Origin of the sequence: Bradyrhizobium retamae (genome assembly GCF_001440415.1) — a bacterium.
Lineage (GTDB): Bacteria > Pseudomonadota > Alphaproteobacteria > Rhizobiales > Xanthobacteraceae > Bradyrhizobium > Bradyrhizobium retamae.
On the sequence record NZ_LLYA01000181.1, the window covers coordinates 268,696 to 288,821 of the forward strand.

Consider the following 20,126-nt stretch of genomic DNA (forward strand, 5'->3'; position numbering starts at 1 on the left):
TTCGGACGGAGAACAAGGGATGGGTTTCGTTCGGCCCCGTCTCGTCTATACTGAACTCGCAAGAGGGCGAAGCATGAATCGGCGGAACATCACGATTTTTGGCGCGGCGCTAGGCTTCGCCGCGGTTGCAACCATGCCCTCACAGGCATCGGCGCAGTCCAGCTTCCAGAATTATCGTTGCGCCGACGGCTCGCAGTTCACGGTTGGATTTTTTCAATACGACAAGCGTGCCCATCTACAACTCGACGGCAAGGCGGTGACGCTGCCCAAGCGTTGGACCCTGTCAGGGTCGCGTTACCAGGGGAAGGGCGTGACCTTACGGATCACCAAAGCTGGCATCACCACCCTCAAGCACGCCAGGCGGCGGACCACGACGTGCCAGCAGACATGAAAAAGGGCCGAAACGATTTCGTTCCGACCCTCTTCTAGTTCTCCGTCCGCGCCTCGTTTGTCCGGCGCGTCCCTGCCAAACACCTCCCAGGCATCAGTGATCCCGCTCGCTCTTGGCATCCTCGATCGCCGCGGCGTGGTACCAGCTATCGCAGCAGTCCGCGAGGTTGACCGGCTGGGCCGCAAACTCGGTCACGGCTTTGGTCTCGCCATAGCGACGTCCCCCGAGAGCCGCCCGGCCCCCGGCTGGGAATTGGTAGATCGTGGCTGACCCGTGATTCAAACTCGGATGCATCGTTGCAGTCTCCTTCTATCGACGCGCGAGCCTCCATGGTGCGCCCGACTCGTTCTCTAGTGGTTACGTAAGGCGATATTGTCGGTGTCCCGGGCGGGTGCAAGTGACCAAGAGAACGGCAGGTGCTGGCTATTTTGTGGGCACTTTCGATGCTGCTTCCTGCGAGGCAGCGACCGCGTGCCTAACGCGTTGGCCGGCAGGATGGTTGCTCGGCGGAGTCGGCATCCCACGTGGGCGCCTCAAAAGGATGCCGCACCTTTAAGCGTTTGGCGGCAGCGAAGCGAAAATGCCGGGAAAATGGGCTGGATTCAGTTCGCAAGTCCGCCCCTAGACCGCCCGATTTGGGAGCCGGCCGCGCTCCTATGTCGCAGCTTCTATTTTGGGCGGCCGCCGGCCCGCGCTGTGGATGACCGTTGCCGCACTGCAGCGATTGGCACGTTAAATGCTTAGAAACAAGTGGCCTGACGTGGCCGGGTACACGTATGCGGAGACCTCCGGGGGCTGGGCGTCAAAATCCAGAATTCAAGGCTTCGGTTTTCCGCATTTCATAGCAACTCAAGAGAGGCTCAATGACCAAGTACAAGCTCGAGTATATTTGGCTCGACGGCTATACGCCGACGCCGAGTCTGCGCGGCAAAACGCAGATCAAGGAATTCGACAAGTTCCCGACGCTCGAACAGCTTCCGCTGTGGGGCTTCGACGGCTCGTCCACCATGCAGGCCGAAGGCCACAGCTCCGATTGCGTGCTGAAGCCGGTCGCCGTCTATCCGGATGCAGCTCGGGAAAACGGCGCGCTGGTGATGTGCGAAGTCATGATGCCCGACGGCAAGACCCCGCACCCCTCGAACAAGCGCGCAACCATCCTCGACGATGAAGGCGCCTGGTTCGGCTTCGAGCAGGAATATTTCTTCTACAAGGACGGCCGTCCGCTCGGCTTTCCCTCGGACGGTTATCCGGGTCCGCAGGGCCCGTACTACACCGGCGTTGGCTACAAGAACGTTGGCGATGTCGCCCGCAAGATCGTGGAAGAGCATCTCAACCTCTGCCTAGCCGCCGGCATCAACCACGAAGGCATCAACGCCGAAGTGGCGAAGGGCCAGTGGGAATTCCAGATCTTCGGCAAGGGCTCCAAGACCGCTGCCGACCAGATGTGGATGGCACGCTACCTGATGCTGCGCCTGACCGAGAGCTACGGCATCGACATCGAATTCCACTGCAAGCCACTCGGCGATACCGACTGGAACGGCTCGGGCATGCACGCCAACTTCTCGACCAAGTACATGCGCGAAGTCGGTGGCAAGGAATACTTCGAGAAGCTGATGGCTGCCTTTGAGAAGAATCTCATGGACCACATTGCCGTCTACGGCCCGGACAACGACAAACGTCTGACCGGCAAGCACGAGACCGCGCCCTGGAACAAGTTCAGCTACGGTGTGGCTGACCGCGGCGCCTCGATCCGCGTTCCGCACTCCTTCGTCAACAATGGCTACAAGGGCTATCTGGAAGACCGCCGCCCGAACTCGCAGGGCGACCCCTACCAGATCGCGTCCCAGATCTTGAAGACGATCGCGGAAGTCCCAACCGGCGCCAAGGCCGCCGCGGCCTAAGGGACCGACGATACAGTCCGGGCTTCCCGGTTGCAAAGCTGATCCGCCAGGGTACCGCCTTGGCGGATCATTGCGTTTTGATGACACCGCTGTCTTGATGGGTTTGACGCAAATACGACCGTTCAAGGCCGTTCCCCTGCGTCACGAACCGCGCTAGACAACTAGCCGGGTTTGCCGGGGTGACGGCATTGTTTGAGGGATTTTACAAAGTCAGGTTTCAGCTTGGCGCGGCGGTCGGCCGCAGCGTGATGTATGCGCGCGGCGGCAAGATGCTGGGCGGCAATTCCGCCTTTGCCCATATCGGCAGTTACGAAACGCGGGACGATGGCGTCGACATCGTGATCCAGACCGTGCGCCACAACCCGGACCCGAATTACCGCGCGATGGCCGGCACCGACGATGCCACGCTGCTGGCGAAGGGCAGGGCGGACGGCAATCTCTACCGCTTCGAAGGGGGCTTGAAGGAGTTGCCCGGCGTGGCGTTCCGTTCGGTGATGACGCCGATCGAGCAGGAGGCCATCCCGATCGCCGGCAGCGTCGGCAAAGGCGGCATCGTCAACGGCCTCTATTCCATCCACGTACGCCTGCTCGACGGCGTCGAGGGCGGCCTGACCGGCGTGATGCTGCTCAATGACGGGCGCATCCTCGGCGGCGACGCATCCTTCTACTATCTCGGCACGTACACCTCGGAGAACGGCCGCTGGAAAGGCCAGATTCTCAATCAGGAGCACACGCCCGCCATGGGCGAGAACCCCATCTTCGGCGGCCATGAAGTCGGCATCGGCTTTTCCGGCTCCTACGACGAGCAAGGCGCGCTCTTGGAGGCGACCGCGCTTGCCGGCAAGCGCAGCCTTCGAATGACCGCGGTGCTCAAGCTGATGCGCCGGGTATAGCGGCCGATGGCTGATACCGTGCGCATGCTCTCGACGCTGGCGTTGAAGGGCGCCGTGCAAAGCCTGGCCGGCCAGTATCGGGCGGCCGGAGGCGCACGCATCGACGCCGATTTCGCGCCCACACTGGCGCTGTTGGACCGGCTGCGCGCGGGCGAGGCCGCGGATGTCGTCATCCTGACCCGTGAGGGGCTGGACGAAGTCGCGCGCGAGGGGCGGGTGGTCCCGGAGACTTGCGTGGACCTGGCCCGCTCCTTTGTCGGCATCGCCGTGAGGGCCGGGACGGCCCATCCCGATATCGCGACGGAGACGGCGCTGCGCGTGGCGCTACTCGGCGCGCGCTCGGTGGCCTATTCGCGGCTCGGCGCCAGCGGCATTCTGTTCGCAAAAATGATCGAGCAACTCGGCATTGCCTCCGAGGTCAATGCGAGGGCGCAGATCATCCAGCAGGGCTTTACCGCCGAAAAGCTGGTGACCGGCGAGGCCGATCTCGCTGTCCAGCAGATCAGCGAGTTGAAGCAGGTCGGCGGCATCGAGGTGGTTGGAGCCATTCCACGCCAACTGCAAACGCCCGCGGTGTTTTCCGCGGGGCGTATGGTGGCGAGCAACAAGCCGGCCGAAGCGGACCGGCTGCTGCGATTTCTTGCGTCGCCTGCGGTCGCACCGGCGTTGCGCGAGAGCGGGCTCGAGCCCTGAATTTCAATCCCGGATCAAGACGACACCGGCGATCAACAGCACTGCGCCTGCGAACCGCGCGGCGCTCACGGGATGCGGCGTCAGCCCGAACGCGCCGAAATGGTCGAGCGTGACCGCAGCGAGCACCTGGCCGGCAATGACCAGCGCAAACAGCGTCGCTGCGCCGAGCGAGGGCAACAACAGGATCGCCAGCAGGATGAAGGCAGCGCCGAACACGCCGCCGGACCACGCATACCACGGCACATCGACCATTGTTTTCCAGGACGGCACGCGCTCGCCGAGCGCGATCACCGCGACGATCATGGTGATGAGGCCGCCCGCATAGCTGATCAGCCCCGCCCAGGCCGGCGAGCCCAGCGCCGTGCGCAGACTGCCATTGAGCACCTGCTGGGTCGCGACGCTGACGCCAGCCCCGAGCGCAAGGAGATAGAGGAAGAAATGTTGCACGTGATCCCCCCGTTCATTCCATCCAGCCGAACGATCCCGGCATTGCAGGGCCAGACAACGCGAATAGCCGGAGCGGAACAAGGGGACCGGTGGCGTCATTATTGCGGACGAGGCTCGCAGGAAAAGTGGTGCTGGCCATGATCCGAAAACTGCAATCGGGCGAATACCGGCTCTATTCCCGCAAAATCAATCCGAAAACCGGCAAGCGCCGTAACCTCGGAACCTTCAAATCGCGTGCGGCGGCGGAAAAGCACGAACGCGCCGTGCAGTATTTCAAACGGCATTGAAACTGCGATAAAACGCGCGCTGGTTCCATTGCGGCGGCGGTGCTAAGCCCGGCGGACGGATTCGATAGGTGCAGGACATCTTCGTTGCTGAACGGGCTCTACAAGGTCGAGTACGGCGTGAACGACGCGTTCGGCCGCAGCGTCATGTGCATGCACAATGGCAAGCTGTTGGGCGGCAATTCCGCCTTTGCCCATCTCGGCACTTATCAGGAGACGGCTGGGGAAATTATCGGCGAGGTCATCACCCAGCGTCACAATGACGACCCTCACTACAAGCCGCTGATGGACACCGACGTCGCCGCCATCAGCGTGCGTGGCAGGCTGCAGGGCAACAAGATTCGTTTTGAAGGCAGCGCCGCGCCGCGGCCTGGCGCCTTGTTCTGGGCCGAGTTGACCCGGCTCGACGACGAAGCGCTGCCGCCGGTCGGCACCGTCGGGCCGGGCGGCATTGTCAATGGCCTCTATTCCCTCCAGCTCCGCGCGCTCGACGGTATCGAGGCCGGTCTGTCCGGCGTCATGCTGCTGCTGGACGGCCGCATTCTCGGCGGCGACGCTTTTTTCTATTACCTTGGGTCCTATGCTTCGGCCGACGGCCGCTGGAAGGGTGAGATCCTGAACCAGGAGCATACGCCGGCGAAGGGCGAAAACCCTGTGTTCGGCGGCCATGAGGTGGGCATCGGCTTTACCGGCACCTGCGACGAAGCGGGGGCTGAACTCGAAGCCATTGCGTTGGCCGGAAAGCGCAGCTTGCGGCTGGCCGCGACGCTCAAGCTGATGCGGCCCGCTTAGTCACGCTTGCGTCGCGCGAAAAACCACACGGTGAGCGCAACGGGCGCGCCGAGCGCGAGCCAGGAAAAATAGCGGCCGGGTCCCTCGGACAATAGCGCGCTTAATAGCCCAGCGACCGACAGCACGCCGATCAGCAGCGGACCGCCGTATACGGTCCACCAATTGCCGCTGGATCGCGATTTGCGGGCGACGGTCATCGCGACGGCTGCAGGGAAGGCTGCCCCGCTATCGCGTGGCTGCGATGCTTGCGGCGTTTGACGATCCACAGATAGAGCCCGCTGACGATGACGACGATGGTCATGATGTCGAGCAGGGCCCAGATGATCTTCAACGGCATGCCGCCATAATCACCGAAGTGCAGCGGCTGCGACACGAGCAGTACCTTGAGATAGACCGGAAGATCGCGCGCGTCGGAGACTTCTCCGGTTTCGCCATCGAGCAGCACTGGTTTGAGCAGGCGCGATGTCAACGGCGTGTCGCCGCGCATGAACACCGCGAAATGATGCGAACTCGTGAATGGGGTGCCGGGAAAGGCAATGAAGGAGATGTTCATGCCCGGCGCCGTCGTCCGCGCTCTTTCGATCGTTGTATCGAGCGAAGCTCGATGAACCGGCGGCGGCTTGCCCGCGTAAGGCTTGACCATGTCGGCGATTTCGTTGGCTTTCCACTGGCTCAGCATCACTTCCGCAAGTGTATTGATGACGCCGGTAGCGCCGACCACCAGCGCCCATGCGATGGTTACGGCGCCCAGAAGATTGTGCCAATCGAACCAGGCAATGCGGCGCGACTTGTCCCTGAGGGTGCCGAAACTCAGCCGCCGCGTAAACGGCCAGTACAACACCACGCCGGAGACGATGGCGACCAGGAATAGGAATCCCATGGCGCCGAGGAACAGCTTGCCAGGCTGGCCGGCAAACATATCGACGTGGAGCTTCAGAAAGATCAGCATCGGCCCGCCACCGACCGAGCCGAGCGGCTTGGCGGTGTGTGCATCATACGCCCTGAGCGTCGCGGCATCCGGATCGCCGTCGACCTTGTTGTTGGTGAAGGCGACCACCGTGTTCGGTTCGTCCTTGTCCCACAAGATATATTGCAGGACGCGACCGGGATCGTTCGCAAGCGCCGTGCGGGCGATCTCGTCGATGCTCCGTTTCACCGCGCCCGGCTGTGCGATCTCGGGCTTCGGATCGTAGCCGAGCAGCTCATCGATCTCATGATGGAAGATGAGGGGCAGGCCGGTGATGCACAGCAGCAGCAGGAACAGCGTCGATATCAGGCTGCTCCAGGTGTGGACCACCGACCAGATGCGAACGGTTCTGGCTTTCAGGGCTGCCTCCTACCGATTGCGCCCGCGCTACCATTTGTAGGCGAGGCTGGCCGTTACGCGGCGGCGATCGCCGTAGAAGCAGGACGTATCGGACGCGCAGCTTGCGACGTAAGTCTTGTCGGCGATGTTGATGAAATTCAGCGCTGCGCGCCAGTTCTGCCATTCGTAATGGATCGTCGCGTCACCGAGCACGACCGAAGGAACCACAAGCGTATTCGCGGCATTGGCGAAGGACTTGCCGACGTAGCGCACGCCGCCACCAAAGCCAAAGCCCCTCAACGGTCCCTCCTGGAAGGTGTAGTCAGCCCAGACGGATCCAACTTGTTGTGGCGTGTTGGTCGGCGTCAGGCCGAGCAGCGCCGGATCTGCGTCCTTGCTGATAAAGAGATCGTAGGTGGTGAACGCGCCAACCAACTTCAGGCCGGGTGCGAGATCGGCTACGGCCTCCAGCTCGAGACCGCGCGAGGTGACCTCACCGGTCTGGTTCTGAAGAACCGGCGTGATGCCCGGGACTGTCGTCGGCACGTTTTGCCGCTTCAGATCGAACACGGCAATGCTGAAATGGCCGTCGAAGCCGTTGGGCTGAAACTTCAATCCGATCTCGGCCTGCTCGCCGGTTTCCGGCAGAAACAGTTGGTTCGACGCGTTGAGGCCGATGATCGGATTGTAGCTTGTCGCGTAGGCGACATAGGGCGCGAGCCCGTTGGCGAAATTGTAGATCAAGCCGGCACGGCCACTGAACTTGCTGTCCTCGCGGTTGGTCAGCGTGGCGCCGGTCGGACGATCGCCCTGGCTGGTCGATACCCAGTCATTGCGGCCGCTCAACACCAGCGTGAAGCCGCCGAACTTGATCTGGTCCTGAATATAGGTGCCGAGTTGATTCTGGGTCAGGAGGAAATTGCGGAACGGCGCGCCCGTGAACGGTATGTCGCCGACACCGTAGACCGGATTGAACACGTTGATCGAGGGCACGCCGCCAAAGGCAAAGATCTGATAGTCGTCGATCCGATAGCTTTTCAGGTCGAGTCCGAACAGCATCGTGTGCTGCACGGGGCCGGTGTCAAAACGATACTCCAAATGGTTGTCTAGATTGCCTTGGTTGGCAGTATTTTTTGCGTACCAATTGTAGCGACCAATGTCGCCCGTGGCGATGTTGGTATAGCTGTTGCCGACATAACCGCGATAGGTGATGTCAACGTGCGCGTAGCGGGCGTTCTGCCGGAATGTGACGCTGTCTGAGAGGTTGCGCTCGAACTGATAGCCGATCATCTCCTGTTCGCGCTTGAACGTATCGACGCCGGGGTCGCCGACGAACAGTTTTGTCGGGATCCGCCCAAAGGGTGCATCGACCACCGTTCCGACATAGGGCAGGAAATTAATGCCTCGCGTATCCGTCTTCGACGCTGAAGCCAGCACGGTGAATGTCGTGTCAGCATCCGGCTTGTAGGTGACGGATGGCGCGATGAAGTAGTTGTTATCGGGCGTGAAATCGACCTGCGTGCCGCCGTTCTGGACTTGGCCGACCACACGATAGAACAGTTTTCCGTTCTCCGGTTGCGTTGCGACCGGGCCGCCAAAATCGAAAGATAGATAGGCGTTGCCTAAATTGTTCACGCCGGTCTCGAGATAGCGGATCGGCTCCGCCGGCGGCAGCTTGCTGACCGCATTGACGATGCCGCTCGGGCTGGAGCCACCATAGAGCACGGCGGAGGGGCCGCGTAGCACCTCGACGCGTGCGAGGTTGAACGGCTGCAGCTTCCAGCTCGCATACGACGTGTAGAAGAGCTGCAGCCCGTCGAGGAACAGGCCGACGTCCTCCGACTTGAAGCCGCGGATCAGGAACCAGTCGTTGCGGGTGTCGGCGCCGAACGTCCCGGCGACGACGCCCGGCGTGTAGCGCAGGATCTCGTCGAACTTGCCGGGCTTCTGGTCGCGAATCTGTTCGCTGCCGATCACCGAAAGCGACTGCGGCGTCTCCATGATCGGCGTGTTGGTCTTGGTGCCCGCCATCGAGCGGCCGGCGACATAACCCTGGACGGCCCCGCGCGGGTTTTCGACGAAGCCGACGCCGCGCTGCGGCTGCGGTCTGTTGGATTGAGCTGCCTGCGTTGCACGCCGTGTTTGGCGCCGTTGCGGCGCTGCGGCGCGACGGCGAGCCTCCGGCGAGGCGACGACGACGGGAGGTAACGACTGCGCCCCGGATTGCGACGAAGAACTTGACTGTGCGAACGTCGATTGCGGCCACAGCGCCAATACGGACACGGTCGCCAACGCGGCGACCCGGAACAAATCACGAGACTTCAAGGTTCACCCCAACCTGCGAGCGCTCACGCCGCGCCTTCAGGAAGTCGGCCAGCGCAACGCGGTGACGCATACGCGAGGTATTACGATTCCTCTAATGGAATGGTTCTTAGAGAGGCTCTTAGAAAATTTCTAGCAAACGCCCGATGATTGATTGATCCAGCATCGACACTTGGGAGCTGTGACGCGAGACATGCTGCAATGCTGGTTCCACAGTGTGCGCCAGATCGGGAATAGGAACCGGTGTTCTGCTGATGTATTAACAGCGTGGAGCTGATGTTCGAAGGAGAACGTTCCGGCAGCGAATGTTCAAGAGTGCCCGTCGGCTTTAACGCCGGAGCTTGTGCTTGGAGTAGCATTCAGCCATGACCCGAAATCGCGAGCCCAATGGCGTCGAGCCCGAGAAGTCGGAAGACGATATTCAGCGAGAGCAGCTCGGACCGCGCGGCGTGCCTGGCGCCCCCGATCCTGCGAGGATGACACCTCAACGGGAGAAGAAGACGCCAAAGCACATCGATCCCGGACACACGGCATAGTGCCGAAGCGGGAAGGCTCGCGTTCGAGGCGAAAACTCCAGCGGCCTGCCCATCAGGCTAGTTCCCGAACGCGATCTGAACTCCCAGATTGGATTCAACCGATCCAGGAGTTCTGTCATGCCCGACCCGACCGCAGCTATCCTTCCGTCGTTATCCTCCGCCCTTGCCGATGTTGTCGCCCGGACAAAGTCCGCGATCGTCTCGGTGCATTCGCATCGCTCGCGGGCCTCGGGCTTCATCTGGAAACCCGGCCTGATCGTGACGGCTGATGAAGCGCTGGCCGACGAAGGCGAAGTCTCAGTCAAATTTGCCGACGGAACGACGCAGTCGGCCACGATCGCAGGACGCGATCACACCACCGATATCGCGCTGCTGCGGCTCGATACCAAGAGTGGTGCCGGCAACACTGCCTCCGTCGCGTTCTCGCCTGTTGTTCCGGATCTGGGCTCGCTGACAGTCCTGGTCGCCGCTGAGCATGGCGTTCCCACGGCGGCGCTCGGCATAGTCTCGCTTATCGGGGGCCGCTGGCGCAGCCTTCGTGGCGGTGAGATCGATGCCAGGATCGAGCTCGACGTACGGCTGCGCAGCAATCACGAAGGGGGACTTGCCGTCAATGCCTCTGGCGAAGCGATCGGCATGGCTGTCCAAGGGGTCCGACGCATTCTCGTGATTCCCGGCGCGACGATCGACCGGATCGCGGGAAGGCTTGAAACCCACGGCCGGATTGCGCGCGGCTATCTCGGGGTTGGATTGCAGCCGGTCAAGCTCGACGATGGCGTCGGAGCGATGGTAATGAGTGTCGACAAGTCAGGTCCCTCGGCCGCCGCCGGTATCCTGCAAGGCGACGTGATCGTCGGCTGGAACAACGAGAAGCTGACCGGCATGCGCTCGCTGATACGATCGCTTGGGCCGGATAGTATCGGGACGGTCATCGACATTACGATTCGCCGCGCCAGCCAACCGGTGCAGGTCAAGCTCACGGTCGGCGAAAGGCCAGAACCGTGAGCGAAGCGGCTTCACCGGTCATTGTGGTAGCCATCGAGATCGCCGATCCGGGGCTGGCGGACCGGCTCGCATCTCTGCTCGGCGTCGTGTCCGGGCTTCGTCTGGCAGCGCCCGGAGAGGCAGCAACGGTCGCGCTCATATCACGCGATGCGCCGACGGCCGTCGACGTGTCCGATATCGATCTCACGCCACGCGAGCGCGACGTGCTTGTCCTGATGGCCGAAGGCGCATCCAACAAAGCCATTGCGCGCCAGCTCGGAATATCCGTGCATACCGCCAAATTCCACGTAGCTTCGCTGCTTGACAAACTCGATGCCACCGGCCGCACCGATGCCGTGGCACATGCCGCGCGACTTGGCGTAATCAACCTGTGATCTCCACGCGCGGCCGGCAAATTATTACCTTATCCGCGGCCCTTGTTTGCGGCGTGGTCTTTCAGCTGCTCGGTTTGGGACCATTTGCTGTCCTGGCCACGATCGCGCGAATGCTCGGCCTTGTCGCGGTTGGAAAGCACCGCGTTGTCGCCGATCAGATCGCTCTGCACGTCGGTCATGGCGCCGGTCCCGGCGCCTTTGCCTTTCGCGCCAGGGCCGAGATGCTTGCCGTCTCCGTGTGCTCCACGTGTCATGATACTATCCCTATGGCTTTTGAGGCTTGTGGCCGGATTGGCCCGGACGATTGTGCTTGTTGTGCTGGCTTTCCTGGTTGAGTCCGCCGCGGCTTACTGGAAATTCCGATTGACGTGCGTCGCGCTTCGCTGTTTTGGCGCCGCCAGGGGGCTGGGTCTGCGCGATCTCCTCCATCTGTCTCGCGTCGGGCACATCGGGCTTCCGTTCAAGAATGCGCATTTGCTGCTCGTGCGTCTTCTTTCCCTGCAGCGGCATTCGCCGTGGACCGCTATCCCGATCGTTTTGCGGCGGTCCGCGGCGGCGGTTGCGAACCTCTGCCTTGTCGATGCCGCCCTGGGCATTGGTGTCATTCTCGATATCGCCCTCCAGGGTATTGGCGCCTCCGAACTCCTCCAACTCGTCCGGCGTCACCCCTGCCATCGTCGTTCCCTTCGAGCCCCCGATCAGCGGATTGCGAACAAGATCGACGTTAGTCGGTCTGTTCAGTTTCACATGCTTGGTGCTCATGACGCGTCCTTCGATGCGGGATGGGTGCCGCCGCCCTTTCGTTCCGGCTCGTGAGTGTGGTGGGTGTCATGTTCGCCGCCACCGCCGGACACTTGGCTGTGCCGGCGCTGCGGATCGTCGGCGGGTGGCTTGCGGGCGTGAAGCGGCGCCTTGGCGTTCTCATGGGAAGCACCCGGGCCGCCCTGGCGAATGCTCGCAGGCGTTTTGGTTGAAGTCGACATGGTGCTCGCTCCTGACTAGCGATCCTGCTGATAGCCCTGGTGAGTCGTGTTCTGAGCGGTATTGCCCGGTTGACCCTGCTCGCGGGGATTTTCAACGTGGCCGCGGCCCTTCCGAACTTCATGGGCGTTGCCGGATTTGGGATCGCCGGTACCCTTGTGGCTTTGATTGTCCTGCGGCACGGGCGGAGGTCTGGTCATTGCTGGCTCCCGTTGTTGATCGCTTTGGTGCTGCAAGACAACGCCCAGCGAACATCAGGGTTCTTGTGGACTTTCGGAACCGCGATCACATGCCGCATCAGGCCGCCGATGAAACCCGGTTGTTACGGGGCCATAACGCCTGAACGTCTTCCGGAAGCGCGTGGCGCACCTTCTCGACCTGATTGGGATCGACATGATGGTTCAGAACGCGGAACACCGCCTGCGCTGCATCTTTGGAATCGACCGGTTTCTGCGAACTGAGTTCTGCCGAGACGATCGAGAGAAACTCATCTGCCGATCGCCACGCCTTCGGCGTTTCACTCGGTCGCCATTGGTCATAATAGGTGCCGCGCACCAGTAGTGGAAGCTGCGCGCCGAGATGTGCCGCCAGATTGACCGGAACTCGGTCGCGGATGGTTCGCAATACCGCTCCCAGAATATGCCATGCCAGCTTGCGATCGCGCGGCAGGTTAGTCATCACTTCGTCCAACCACGTGTTGGTGATCTGGAGCGTTCTGTCGAATACTTCGAGACCCGTTGCGCTCATGGGAACTCTCCGTCGGTTCGATTGAAGATGACGGGCTAACGATGCTGGTACAGATCAGTTCGCAGCGCCGGAAGGTTTTACTGCCCATACGCAAGTTCATTCGGCCACCCGGATTAAGTCTTCTGGAATGCGGTTGCAGCACCAATCGAGAACATCGTCAGGTAGCGCGGTTTGTTGCGGAGGGGATATTTCGGAACCGCTTCCACAAGCACGCTAGATGTCCTAAGCAGCGGCCACAGCGATTTCCTCCCTTCAGGGCCCAATGATCCGTCTCGATAACGTCAGCAAGCAAGTCGGCCACCAGATCCTTTTCATCGAAGCCTCCGCAGCCCTCCAGAAGGGCGAGAAGATCGGCCTCGTCGGCCCGAACGGTGCGGGCAAGACCACGCTTTTCCGGATGATCTCGGGCCAGGAACTACCCGACGAGGGCCAGGTCTCGCTCGATCGGGGGATTACCATCGGCTATTTCAGCCAGGACGTCGGCGAGATGTCGGGTCGCAGCGCCGTAGCCGAGGTGATGGACGGCGCCGGGCCTGTCAGCGTCGTGGCAAACGAGCTCAGGGAGCTCGAGGCCGCGATGGCCGATCCGGATCGCGCCGACGAGATGGAAGATATCATCGCGCGCTACGGCGAGGTGCAGCACCGCTTCGAAGAGCTCGACGGCTATGCGCTTGACGGCCGCGCCCGCGAGGCGTTGTCGGGCTTGGGCTTCAGCCAGGGGATGATGGAGGGCGACGTCGGCGCGCTTTCCGGCGGCTGGAAGATGCGGGTCGCGTTGGCACGCATCCTCCTGATGCGGCCTGACGTGATGCTGCTGGACGAGCCGAGCAACCATCTCGACCTTGAGAGCCTGATCTGGCTCGAGCAGTTCCTGAAAGGATACGAGGGCGCGCTGTTGATGACCTCGCATGACCGCGAGTTCATCAACCGTATCATCAACAAGGTCGTCGAGATCGATGGCGGGACGCTCACGACATATTCCGGCAATTACGAATTCTACGAGCAGCAGCGCGCGCTGAACGAAAAGCAGCAGCAGGCGCAATTCGAACGTCAGCAGGCGATGCTGGCGAAGGAGATCAAGTTCATCGAGCGCTTCAAGGCGCGCGCCTCTCACGCAGCTCAAGTGCAGAGCCGGGTGAAAAAGCTCGACAAGATCGAGCGCGTCGAGCCGCCGAAGCGGCGACAGACGGTGGCGTTCGAATTCCTGCCGGCGCCGCGCTCGGGCGAGGATGTCGTCAGCCTGAAGAACGTCCACAAGGGCTATGGCAGCCGCACCATCTATCAGGGCCTTGATTTCATGATCCGCCGCAAGGAGCGGTGGTGCGTGATGGGCATCAACGGCGCCGGCAAATCGACGCTGTTGAAGCTGGTGGCGGGCTCGGCCGAACCCGACGATGGCACTGTGGCGATCGGCGGCAGCGTCAAGATGGGCTACTTTGCCCAGCACGCCATGGACCTGCTCGACGGCGAACGTACGGTGTTCGAATGGCTGGAAGATTCCTTTCCGCAGGCGGGACAAGGTTCGCTCCGCGCGCTCGCGGGCTGCTTTGGTTTCTCCGGCGACGACGTCGAGAAGAAGTGTCGCGTGCTCTCGGGCGGCGAGAAGGCGCGGCTGGTGATGGCAAAAATGCTCTACGACCCGCCGAATTTCCTGGTGCTGGACGAGCCGACCAACCACCTGGACCTCGCGACCAAGGAAATGCTTATCAATGCGCTGTCCGAGTTCGAGGGTACCATGCTGTTCGTGTCCCACGACCGGCATTTCCTCGCGGCGCTCTCCAACCGCGTGCTGGAACTGACGCCGGAGGGCATCCACCAATTTGGCGGCGGTTACACTGAATATGTCGCGCGCACCGGGCAGGAAGCGCCGGGCTTGCGGAGCTGACGCAGAGCCGTCACATGCGCTCAAATGTATCGGCGTTGGTGCTGATTGAACGCCACCAGTTCAGCTTTTCCTTCTTGCCGGGTGCACCTTCTGTCGGCGCCCGGATCGCGCTGTCAACGACGACGAACCACATCGTTTCCATTTTTCCGTCGCGCAGCAGGCCGGTGTAGGAGACCGCGGCGTCTCCCGCTGCAGTTTCACCACCGGCGACAAAGCTGATGCAATCACCCTGATGGATGCCGCCGACGGGAATTTCCTGTCCGTAGAACCCGCTGTCTCTCAGCGCGGTCTTGAAGGTGCCGCTGATCCTGCGATTGGCGTCGTCGGTAATGTCGACGATGGAGCCGTATTGATTTCGCCATTTGCCTTTCCAGGTCATCGGTACATCCCCTTCCGCTAACGCCGGCTAAAACGACCGCCAGCGAGGGATGTTCCGCTTCGCAGCGGGTCGGGTTCTCGATTCCGCAAATCCACGAACGCTATTTGCCCACAAGCGGCGCGATGGCCTCGATCTCGTTGGTCCAGATGCCTCCCGAATAGTTTGCTGGCAGCCGCGCGAACTGCTCCGGCGTATCGATCCCGCTCGAGAATTCGCCGCCCCGATAGGGGCCGAGCACGAAAACTTCGCTGTTGGCCGCCTTCATGCGGTTGAGGAAGCGGTGCGGCCAGCCCCACATCCACGGCGCGACATTGATCGGCAACATCACCATCGCGTTATGGCAGGCTTTCGGCACCACGCCGCTCCAGCCGTAGCCGATGTAGCCGAGCAGGCAGCTCTTGATCGTCGCGCGCGAGATCGTCCGGACATCCGGAAGGCGCTGGCGCACGATCTCGACCGGCTCATCGCCGCCATACACCATGATCTGCGCCCGGCGTTCGGCGGGGAGCTTGTCCAGCACGGCCGCCAGCTTCTCCCCCTCGGACGGGTCGCGGCCCTTTACGTTGATCAGGAGCCGCTGCCGCGGAAAGGTCGCCAGCACCTCGGTGAGTGTCGGCATCAGGCCGATGCCCTTGCCGCGAAACGGAAAGGTCTTGCCACCATCGGCTGTATAGCCATGGCCGATATCGAGCTTCTTCAAATAGGCCATGGAGTGTTCGCGCGTGACGCCGCGCCCGTCGGTGCGGCAATCCAGCGTCCAGTCGTGAAACACCGCGAATTCGCCGTCGGTCGTCGGGTGAACGTCGAGCTCGACGACATCGGCGCCGGCCGCAAGGCTGGCTCGCATCGATTCGATCGTGTTCTCCAGATAGTGATGGCTTGACGGCAGCATTCGCGCCGCCGTGCAGGTGTCGTTCTTCAGCTCGCGCTCGTCGAAGCGCTGGGCAATGCCGCGATGCGCGAGCAGGACGGGCTTGCCCTCCTGATGGGCGGCGAGATGATTGGTGTTGTTGAGGTAGATGGCTGCGCCCAAGACGGCGATCGCCGCCGCCGCATATTTCAGTTTCTTGTTCAAGGCTTGCCCCGTGTAGGAGGGGGATCGCTAGGCGTGATTTTTGGTCTATTTGCGGCAGCGGATGCAGGGAGGCGCGAAACGCTTGGCGTTGCGTCGCGCCGGCTTGTCGGCGCTGAAGCTGCCCATTACCGTGTTTCAACAAAGGGAGCGAAGCGGGGATGAATCAGCTCAAGATCGGGGACATCACCATCGGCGCGGTGATCGAGCGCGAGGGGCCATGGCGGCGGCCGCAGGATTTTTTCCCCGCTTACGAGGCGGTATTCAGGCATCATCTTGACGTTGAGGCATTGCGCGTTACGACAAACCGATGCGGCAGGACTGGGTGCTGCGCGGCTTCCGGCAATTCGACCGCGCCGGTCTCGCTGGTCCTGACCTACGACAAAATTCTCGATCCCGGCGCGGTCTGCCACTTCGATCTCGGCGCGCTCTGCTACGGCATCGTGCTCGCCGCCTGGGACCGCGGGCTTGGCAGCGTCATCAACGGGCAGGGAATCATGCGCTCGTACATCGTGCACGAGGTCGCCAATATCCCCAAGGACGAGGTCATCATGACCTGCGTCGCCATGGGCTATCCCGACGACAGCTTTCCCGCAAATGCCGTCCGCTCCGACCGCGAGCCGAACAGCGATTTCGTCCGCTATGTCGGCTTTGCCGATTGACGAGCGAATTTACGCCGCCCGCACCTCCGAGAGGAAGCGGTTGACTTGTCCGGCGAGATCCTTGGACTGCGAGGACAATTGCTCGGCCGCGCCGAGCACCTGATTGGCGGCGGCGCCGGTATCGTCGGCGGCCTTCTGGACGCCGGTGATGTTGGAATTGACCTCCTGGGTGCCGCGCGCGGCTTCCTGCACGCTGCGGGAGATTTCCTTGGTCGCGGAGCCCTGTTCCTCGATCGCGGCGGCAATCGCGGTTCCGATCTGGTCGATCTCGCCGATCACGTTGGCGACGTTCTGGATCGCCGTCACGGTCTGATCGCTCGCCGCCTGAATGGATGCGATCTGTTCGGAGATTTCGGTGGTTGCCTTGGCAGTCTGGCCGGCCAGCGATTTGACTTCGGAAGCGACGACCGCAAAGCCACGGCCGGCATCGCCGGCGCGCGCGGCTTCGATGGTCGCGTTCAGCGCCAGTAGGTTGGTTTGCGCGGCAATGCTTTGGATCAACGTCACGACGTCGCCGATCTTTTGCGCGCCCTCGGCGAGCGAGCGGGCGGTCTCGCCGGTGCGCCGCGCATTATCGACGGCGCGGGCGGCGATTTCGGTCGATTGCGCGACCTGGCGGCCGATCTCGGAGATCGAGGAGGTCAATTCTTCGGTGGCGCTGGCAACCGTCTGCACGTTGGCCGAGGTCTGCTCGGAAGCGGCGGCAACGATCGCCGCCTGGCGGTTGGTGGCGGTCGCCGTCGACGACATCGACTGCGCGGTGTCTTCCATGACGGACGAGGCGGCCGAAAGTCCGCCGACCAATTCGGTGACCTTGGCTTCGAACGCGCGGGTGAGTTCGTCGAGCACCTGGGCGCGGCGCATCTTGCCGTCGTTCTCGGCGGCCTTCTCGGCGGCAAGACGTTCCGCCTCGATCATGCTGTCCTTGAAGACGCGCACCGCCGATGCCATCGCGCCGATCTCATCGCCGCGGCCGGCGCCGGCGATTTCACCGGATACGTCGCCGCTGGCCAGCCGCGACATGGTGGTGGTGAGGTCGACGATCGGCATGCAGACGCGGCGGCGCACCATCACGATCAGCGTGGCGCTGGCGGCGACAACCGCGATCAGGCCCGCCAGCGCGATCAGGAAGCTGAAGCGCGCGGAGGAATAGGCCTCGCCGAGCACCTGCTCGGCGTTGTCGTAGAACGCGTCGCGGACCGTAATGATGGACGCAAGACCGAGTTGCGTCTCCGCGTAGTAGGTTTCCATGTCATGTTCATACTTGCCGCTGATGGCGCCATCCTTGACGAGCTTCAGCTCTTTGCCGAAGCGATCGACATAGGCCGCGTTCATCTTGTCGAGCGCCGCGGCCACATTGGCCGGCGTAGAGGGATTGCTGCGCAATTCCTGCAGCGACATCAGAATCTGATCGTTTCGCCCCTGCGAGCGGCTGATCTCCATCTTCTCGGCTTCAGTGGCTACCCGGTTGGCACCGATGAGATTCTTGTGCAGGCTGGAGTTGAGACCGCCGACGTCGCGTAGCGTCCAGGCGACATTGGCGTAGCTTGCCTGCCGGTAGGCCGTGCCGTCGAGCTGCGCGATCTTGCGCACCTGCTCGTCGAGCAGCGTCGTGACAGCCTTGTTGAAGACGGAGTTGTCGGAGACGATTTTCTTGGCAGCGTCGCGGCGGGCTTCCGGCGGACCGGTGAGGGCCTTGTCGATGGCTGCGCGCAGCGCGGCGAACTGGGTATTCAGGGCATCGATGCTGTTCCCGACGGCAGCACTGTCGTCGATCGCGCCCACCAGGGTCGCCTTGACCCGGTTCATCTTGTCGCGCGCCCCATCGGTGTTCTTGCGATATTTGTCGAGTTCAGCAAGCAGTTTCGGATCCACGGTAGGAGGTCCGAACATGATGTTGGTGGCAAAGCCGCGCTCGGGATTCATGTAGCGCGGGATGTCGCCGACCGCGCGCACCACCTCCAGCCGGGTCTGCGCGACCGAGACCTTGTCCATGGTCTGGTACTTCGAAACCGCCACATAGACGGCGAGCCCGCCGCCGACAGCGGAAAGCGAAACGATGGCAGCGGTGAGGAGGGTACCGATTTTCATGGGATTTTAGGCCATTTGCGCTGGTAACGGATGTGCGGACTGCCAGTATAGGTGGTGCAAATTAATCCAGGGTTACGGTTGCACGTGTCACACCGGCCGTTCCAGTTGGTCTTGGCGATGGCGCGTGGTGCCGCGGCCTTAGCGACAGAGGAGCGAGGAAATGAAAATCGTCATTATCGGCGGTACAGGTCTGATCGGTTCGAAGTTGGCTCCGTTGCTCGCCTCGCGCGGTCACGAGGTGCTGCAGGCGTCCCCGAGCAGGGGGATCAACGCCGTGACCGGGGAGGGGCTGCAACCGGCGCTGGTGGGCGCCGACATTGCCGTCGACGTCTCGAATTCGCCCTCGTTCGAGGACAAGGCGGTGCTGCACTTCTTTGAGAGCGGAACACGCAACCTGATTGCGGCGGCGAAACAGGCCGGTGTGCGGCACTGCGTTGCACTGTCGATCGTCGGTACCGACCGGCTCGAGAGCAGCGGGTATTTCCGCGCCAAGCTGGCGCAGGAGCGGCTGATCGAAAATTCCGGGCTGGCCTACACGATCCTGCGCGCCACCCAGTTCTTCGAATTCGTCGGCGCGATCGCGGATTTCGGGCGCAGGGACCGCGAGGTTCACGTTTCCAGCCAGTTGATGCAGCCGTTGTTGTCCGACGAGGTCGCGGAAGCGCTGGCCGACGTGACGCTCGGCGAGCCTGCCAATGGCATATGCGAGGTCGCGGGTCCCGAAGCGGCGCCGCTTGCGGATTTCGTCGGCCGCTGGCTCCGCAAGCAAGGCGATACCAGCAAGATCGTGGCGGGCGTGGACGTGCCGTATTTCGGCGCGCCACTCGCGTTGCGCACGCTGGTGCCGGACAACGGCGCGCGGATCATGCCGACGCGTTTCGATGATTGGCTGGGCAGGGCAGTTCATTCGGCATGAGTGGACCATGAGCTGAGTGGTCGCGCATGTCCCTTCGCTCATCCGGTCTACGAACTACGTGAGATCGTCATCCCCCGCGAAGTGTTTAGCCCGGAGACATGGCTGACACCTGTTCGGACACGGGATCCAGTACGCTGCGGCTTATCGGTTCTATCACTGACGTCTCTGGAATACTGGACCGTCCGCCTTCGCGGAGGATGACAACTGAATGTGACGAAGTATTCTCGCGGCGCATTGCGTCCGAGTTTTGCTCTCAACTTCCCGCCCTCTCGTTCGGAGGGCGCAGGGAAGACCGGGTGCTTGCCGCACCTGCGGTCTCGTGTGCAAAGTGCGCAAAGAAAAACGCACACGAGCATACAGGTACAGCGGGAGCATCCCGGCCTTCCCTGCGGCTTTACGGCTTACTTCGTGCTCTTGTGTCCGCAAGATCTGCCAGAATGTGCGAACGG

25 protein-coding genes and 1 pseudogene are annotated in these 20,126 nt (G+C 62.3%); 13 read left to right on the plus strand and 13 right to left on the minus strand.

Going from position 1 to position 20,126, the window contains the following annotated elements:
- Positions 1-73: 73 nt before the first annotated feature.
- Positions 74-391 carry an MliC family protein gene (locus CQ13_RS30510; RefSeq protein WP_057846552.1) on the plus strand — a complete coding sequence of 106 codons (318 nt, stop codon included), beginning with the start codon at positions 74-76 and terminating at the stop codon, positions 389-391.
- Positions 392-484: 93 nt separating this feature from the next.
- Here the strand turns inward: CQ13_RS30510 and CQ13_RS30515 are convergent, their stop codons facing one another.
- On the minus strand, positions 485-685 hold the full coding sequence (locus CQ13_RS30515; RefSeq protein ID WP_057846502.1) for a DUF2735 domain-containing protein: 201 nt from the start codon (positions 683-685) through the stop codon (positions 485-487).
- Between the two features lie 569 nt (positions 686-1,254).
- On the opposite strand from CQ13_RS30515, the gene CQ13_RS30520 reads away from it, so the two are divergent.
- From CQ13_RS30520 to CQ13_RS30530, 3 genes are all read left to right on the plus strand, one after another.
- Positions 1,255-2,292, plus strand: coding sequence for a glutamine synthetase beta-grasp domain-containing protein (locus tag CQ13_RS30520; RefSeq protein WP_057846503.1), 1,038 nt, complete (start codon positions 1,255-1,257; stop codon positions 2,290-2,292).
- A gap of 188 nt (positions 2,293-2,480) precedes the next feature.
- Positions 2,481-3,185, plus strand: coding sequence for a GrlR family regulatory protein (locus CQ13_RS30525; RefSeq protein ID WP_057846504.1), 705 nt, complete (start codon positions 2,481-2,483; stop codon positions 3,183-3,185).
- 6 nt (positions 3,186-3,191) lie between these two features.
- Positions 3,192-3,878, plus strand: a complete 687-nt coding sequence (locus tag CQ13_RS30530; protein ID WP_057846505.1) for a substrate-binding domain-containing protein — start codon at positions 3,192-3,194, stop codon at positions 3,876-3,878.
- 3 nt (positions 3,879-3,881) lie between these two features.
- On the opposite strand, the gene CQ13_RS30535 is transcribed toward CQ13_RS30530, so the two are convergent.
- Positions 3,882-4,325 carry a DMT family transporter gene (locus CQ13_RS30535; RefSeq protein ID WP_057846506.1) on the minus strand — a complete coding sequence of 148 codons (444 nt, stop codon included), beginning with the start codon at positions 4,323-4,325 and terminating at the stop codon, positions 3,882-3,884.
- A gap of 128 nt (positions 4,326-4,453) precedes the next feature.
- Here CQ13_RS30535 and CQ13_RS43570 point away from each other — a divergent pair, with 128 nt between their 5' ends.
- Entirely contained in the window at positions 4,454-4,612 is a 159-nt protein-coding gene (locus tag CQ13_RS43570; protein ID WP_171579585.1) for a hypothetical protein, read from the plus strand.
- A gap of 84 nt (positions 4,613-4,696) precedes the next feature.
- Positions 4,697-5,401: a GrlR family regulatory protein gene (locus CQ13_RS30540; protein WP_057846507.1), complete on the plus strand. Its 705-nt coding sequence runs from the start codon at positions 4,697-4,699 to the stop codon at positions 5,399-5,401.
- On the opposite strand, the gene CQ13_RS30545 is transcribed toward CQ13_RS30540, so the two are convergent.
- Genes CQ13_RS30545 through CQ13_RS30555 form a run of 3 tightly spaced genes read right to left on the minus strand, consistent with a single transcriptional unit; the run spans position 5,398 to position 9,017 of the window.
- Positions 5,398-5,598, minus strand: a complete 201-nt coding sequence (locus CQ13_RS30545; RefSeq protein ID WP_057846508.1) for a hypothetical protein — start codon at positions 5,596-5,598, stop codon at positions 5,398-5,400. The genes CQ13_RS30540 and CQ13_RS30545 overlap by 4 nt on opposite strands.
- Positions 5,595-6,698: a PepSY-associated TM helix domain-containing protein gene (locus tag CQ13_RS30550; protein ID WP_245309411.1), complete on the minus strand. Its 1,104-nt coding sequence runs from the start codon at positions 6,696-6,698 to the stop codon at positions 5,595-5,597. The genes CQ13_RS30545 and CQ13_RS30550 overlap by 4 nt, the downstream gene beginning before the upstream one ends.
- Positions 6,699-6,755: 57 nt before the next feature.
- A complete protein-coding gene (locus CQ13_RS30555; RefSeq protein WP_057846510.1) occupies positions 6,756-9,017 on the minus strand; it encodes a TonB-dependent siderophore receptor in 2,262 nt (753 codons plus the stop codon).
- Positions 9,018-9,394: 377 nt separating this feature from the next.
- On the opposite strand from CQ13_RS30555, the gene CQ13_RS44675 reads away from it, so the two are divergent.
- The 3 genes from CQ13_RS44675 (at position 9,395) to CQ13_RS30565 (ending at position 10,944) form a co-directional block, all read left to right on the plus strand.
- Positions 9,395-9,565, plus strand: a complete 171-nt coding sequence (locus CQ13_RS44675) for a hypothetical protein (protein ID WP_197427489.1) — start codon at positions 9,395-9,397, stop codon at positions 9,563-9,565.
- A 117-nt stretch (positions 9,566-9,682) separates the two neighbouring features.
- Complete coding sequence (locus CQ13_RS30560) at positions 9,683-10,570, plus strand: S1C family serine protease (RefSeq protein WP_057846511.1); 888 nt, start codon at positions 9,683-9,685, stop codon at positions 10,568-10,570.
- On the plus strand, positions 10,567-10,944 hold the full coding sequence (locus CQ13_RS30565; protein WP_057846512.1) for a response regulator transcription factor: 378 nt from the start codon (positions 10,567-10,569) through the stop codon (positions 10,942-10,944). Before CQ13_RS30560 ends, CQ13_RS30565 begins: the two co-directional genes overlap by 4 nt.
- Before the next feature lie 29 nt (positions 10,945-10,973).
- On the opposite strand, the gene CQ13_RS30570 is transcribed toward CQ13_RS30565, so the two are convergent.
- The 5 genes from CQ13_RS30570 to CQ13_RS30595 form a co-directional block, all read right to left on the minus strand.
- Positions 10,974-11,198 carry a hypothetical protein gene (locus CQ13_RS30570; protein WP_057846513.1) on the minus strand — a complete coding sequence of 75 codons (225 nt, stop codon included), beginning with the start codon at positions 11,196-11,198 and terminating at the stop codon, positions 10,974-10,976.
- Positions 11,199-11,208: 10 nt separating this feature from the next.
- Complete coding sequence (locus CQ13_RS45945; protein WP_245309412.1) at positions 11,209-11,706, minus strand: hypothetical protein; 498 nt, start codon at positions 11,704-11,706, stop codon at positions 11,209-11,211.
- On the minus strand, positions 11,703-11,927 hold the full coding sequence (locus CQ13_RS30585; protein WP_057846514.1) for a hypothetical protein: 225 nt from the start codon (positions 11,925-11,927) through the stop codon (positions 11,703-11,705). The genes CQ13_RS45945 and CQ13_RS30585 overlap by 4 nt, the downstream gene beginning before the upstream one ends.
- A gap of 15 nt (positions 11,928-11,942) precedes the next feature.
- Entirely contained in the window at positions 11,943-12,125 is a 183-nt protein-coding gene (locus CQ13_RS30590) for a hypothetical protein (protein ID WP_057846515.1), read from the minus strand.
- Positions 12,126-12,222: 97 nt separating this feature from the next.
- Positions 12,223-12,672 carry a DUF2267 domain-containing protein gene (locus CQ13_RS30595; RefSeq protein WP_057846516.1) on the minus strand — a complete coding sequence of 150 codons (450 nt, stop codon included), beginning with the start codon at positions 12,670-12,672 and terminating at the stop codon, positions 12,223-12,225.
- Between the two features lie 262 nt (positions 12,673-12,934).
- Between CQ13_RS30595 and CQ13_RS30600 the strand changes: the two genes are divergently transcribed.
- On the plus strand, positions 12,935-14,557 hold the full coding sequence (locus tag CQ13_RS30600; protein WP_057846517.1) for an ABC-F family ATP-binding cassette domain-containing protein: 1,623 nt from the start codon (positions 12,935-12,937) through the stop codon (positions 14,555-14,557).
- 10 nt (positions 14,558-14,567) lie between these two features.
- Here the strand turns inward: CQ13_RS30600 and CQ13_RS30605 are convergent, their stop codons facing one another.
- Positions 14,568-14,936 carry an avidin/streptavidin family protein gene (locus CQ13_RS30605; protein WP_057846518.1) on the minus strand — a complete coding sequence of 123 codons (369 nt, stop codon included), beginning with the start codon at positions 14,934-14,936 and terminating at the stop codon, positions 14,568-14,570.
- 100 nt (positions 14,937-15,036) lie between these two features.
- Positions 15,037-16,011 (minus strand): glycerophosphodiester phosphodiesterase family protein, encoded by a 975-nt coding sequence (locus CQ13_RS30610; RefSeq protein WP_057846519.1) that lies wholly within the window; start codon positions 16,009-16,011, stop codon positions 15,037-15,039.
- A gap of 158 nt (positions 16,012-16,169) precedes the next feature.
- Here CQ13_RS30610 and CQ13_RS46855 point away from each other — a divergent pair.
- A pseudogene (locus tag CQ13_RS46855) lies at positions 16,170-16,286 on the plus strand (MBL fold metallo-hydrolase); the annotation flags it as partial.
- 165 nt (positions 16,287-16,451) lie between these two features.
- A complete protein-coding gene (locus tag CQ13_RS47300; RefSeq protein WP_430649724.1) occupies positions 16,452-16,670 on the plus strand; it encodes a nitroreductase family protein in 219 nt (72 codons plus the stop codon).
- A gap of 9 nt (positions 16,671-16,679) precedes the next feature.
- On the opposite strand, the gene CQ13_RS30620 is transcribed toward CQ13_RS47300, so the two are convergent.
- A complete protein-coding gene (locus CQ13_RS30620; protein WP_057846520.1) occupies positions 16,680-18,761 on the minus strand; it encodes a methyl-accepting chemotaxis protein in 2,082 nt (693 codons plus the stop codon).
- Positions 18,762-18,921: 160 nt separating this feature from the next.
- Between CQ13_RS30620 and CQ13_RS30625 the strand changes: the two genes are divergently transcribed.
- Positions 18,922-19,677 (plus strand): SDR family oxidoreductase, encoded by a 756-nt coding sequence (locus CQ13_RS30625; RefSeq protein WP_057846521.1) that lies wholly within the window; start codon positions 18,922-18,924, stop codon positions 19,675-19,677.
- The last annotated feature ends 449 nt before the right edge of the window (positions 19,678-20,126 follow it).

What these genes read in the sequence shown, in the direction of transcription:
- CQ13_RS30510 (WP_057846552.1), top strand. Translation starts at nt 74, where the DNA reads ATGAATCGGCGGAACATCACGATTTTTGGCGCGGCGCTAGGCTTCGCC.
- CQ13_RS30515 (WP_057846502.1), bottom strand. Translation starts at nt 685, where the DNA reads ATGCATCCGAGTTTGAATCACGGGTCAGCCACGATCTACCAATTCCCA.
- CQ13_RS30520 (WP_057846503.1), top strand. Translation starts at nt 1,255, where the DNA reads ATGACCAAGTACAAGCTCGAGTATATTTGGCTCGACGGCTATACGCCG.
- CQ13_RS30530 (WP_057846505.1), top strand. Translation starts at nt 3,192, where the DNA reads ATGGCTGATACCGTGCGCATGCTCTCGACGCTGGCGTTGAAGGGCGCC.
- CQ13_RS30545 (WP_057846508.1), bottom strand. Translation starts at nt 5,598, where the DNA reads ATGACCGTCGCCCGCAAATCGCGATCCAGCGGCAATTGGTGGACCGTA.
- CQ13_RS44675 (WP_197427489.1), top strand. Translation starts at nt 9,395, where the DNA reads ATGACCCGAAATCGCGAGCCCAATGGCGTCGAGCCCGAGAAGTCGGAA.
- CQ13_RS30560 (WP_057846511.1), top strand. Translation starts at nt 9,683, where the DNA reads ATGCCCGACCCGACCGCAGCTATCCTTCCGTCGTTATCCTCCGCCCTT.
- CQ13_RS30570 (WP_057846513.1), bottom strand. Translation starts at nt 11,198, where the DNA reads ATGACACGTGGAGCACACGGAGACGGCAAGCATCTCGGCCCTGGCGCG.
- CQ13_RS45945 (WP_245309412.1), bottom strand. Translation starts at nt 11,706, where the DNA reads ATGAGCACCAAGCATGTGAAACTGAACAGACCGACTAACGTCGATCTT.
- CQ13_RS30585 (WP_057846514.1), bottom strand. Translation starts at nt 11,927, where the DNA reads ATGTCGACTTCAACCAAAACGCCTGCGAGCATTCGCCAGGGCGGCCCG.
- CQ13_RS30590 (WP_057846515.1), bottom strand. Translation starts at nt 12,125, where the DNA reads ATGACCAGACCTCCGCCCGTGCCGCAGGACAATCAAAGCCACAAGGGT.
- CQ13_RS30595 (WP_057846516.1), bottom strand. Translation starts at nt 12,672, where the DNA reads ATGAGCGCAACGGGTCTCGAAGTATTCGACAGAACGCTCCAGATCACC.
- CQ13_RS30600 (WP_057846517.1), top strand. Translation starts at nt 12,935, where the DNA reads ATGATCCGTCTCGATAACGTCAGCAAGCAAGTCGGCCACCAGATCCTT.
- CQ13_RS30605 (WP_057846518.1), bottom strand. Translation starts at nt 14,936, where the DNA reads ATGACCTGGAAAGGCAAATGGCGAAATCAATACGGCTCCATCGTCGAC.
- CQ13_RS30620 (WP_057846520.1), bottom strand. Translation starts at nt 18,761, where the DNA reads ATGAAAATCGGTACCCTCCTCACCGCTGCCATCGTTTCGCTTTCCGCT.
- CQ13_RS30625 (WP_057846521.1), top strand. Translation starts at nt 18,922, where the DNA reads ATGAAAATCGTCATTATCGGCGGTACAGGTCTGATCGGTTCGAAGTTG.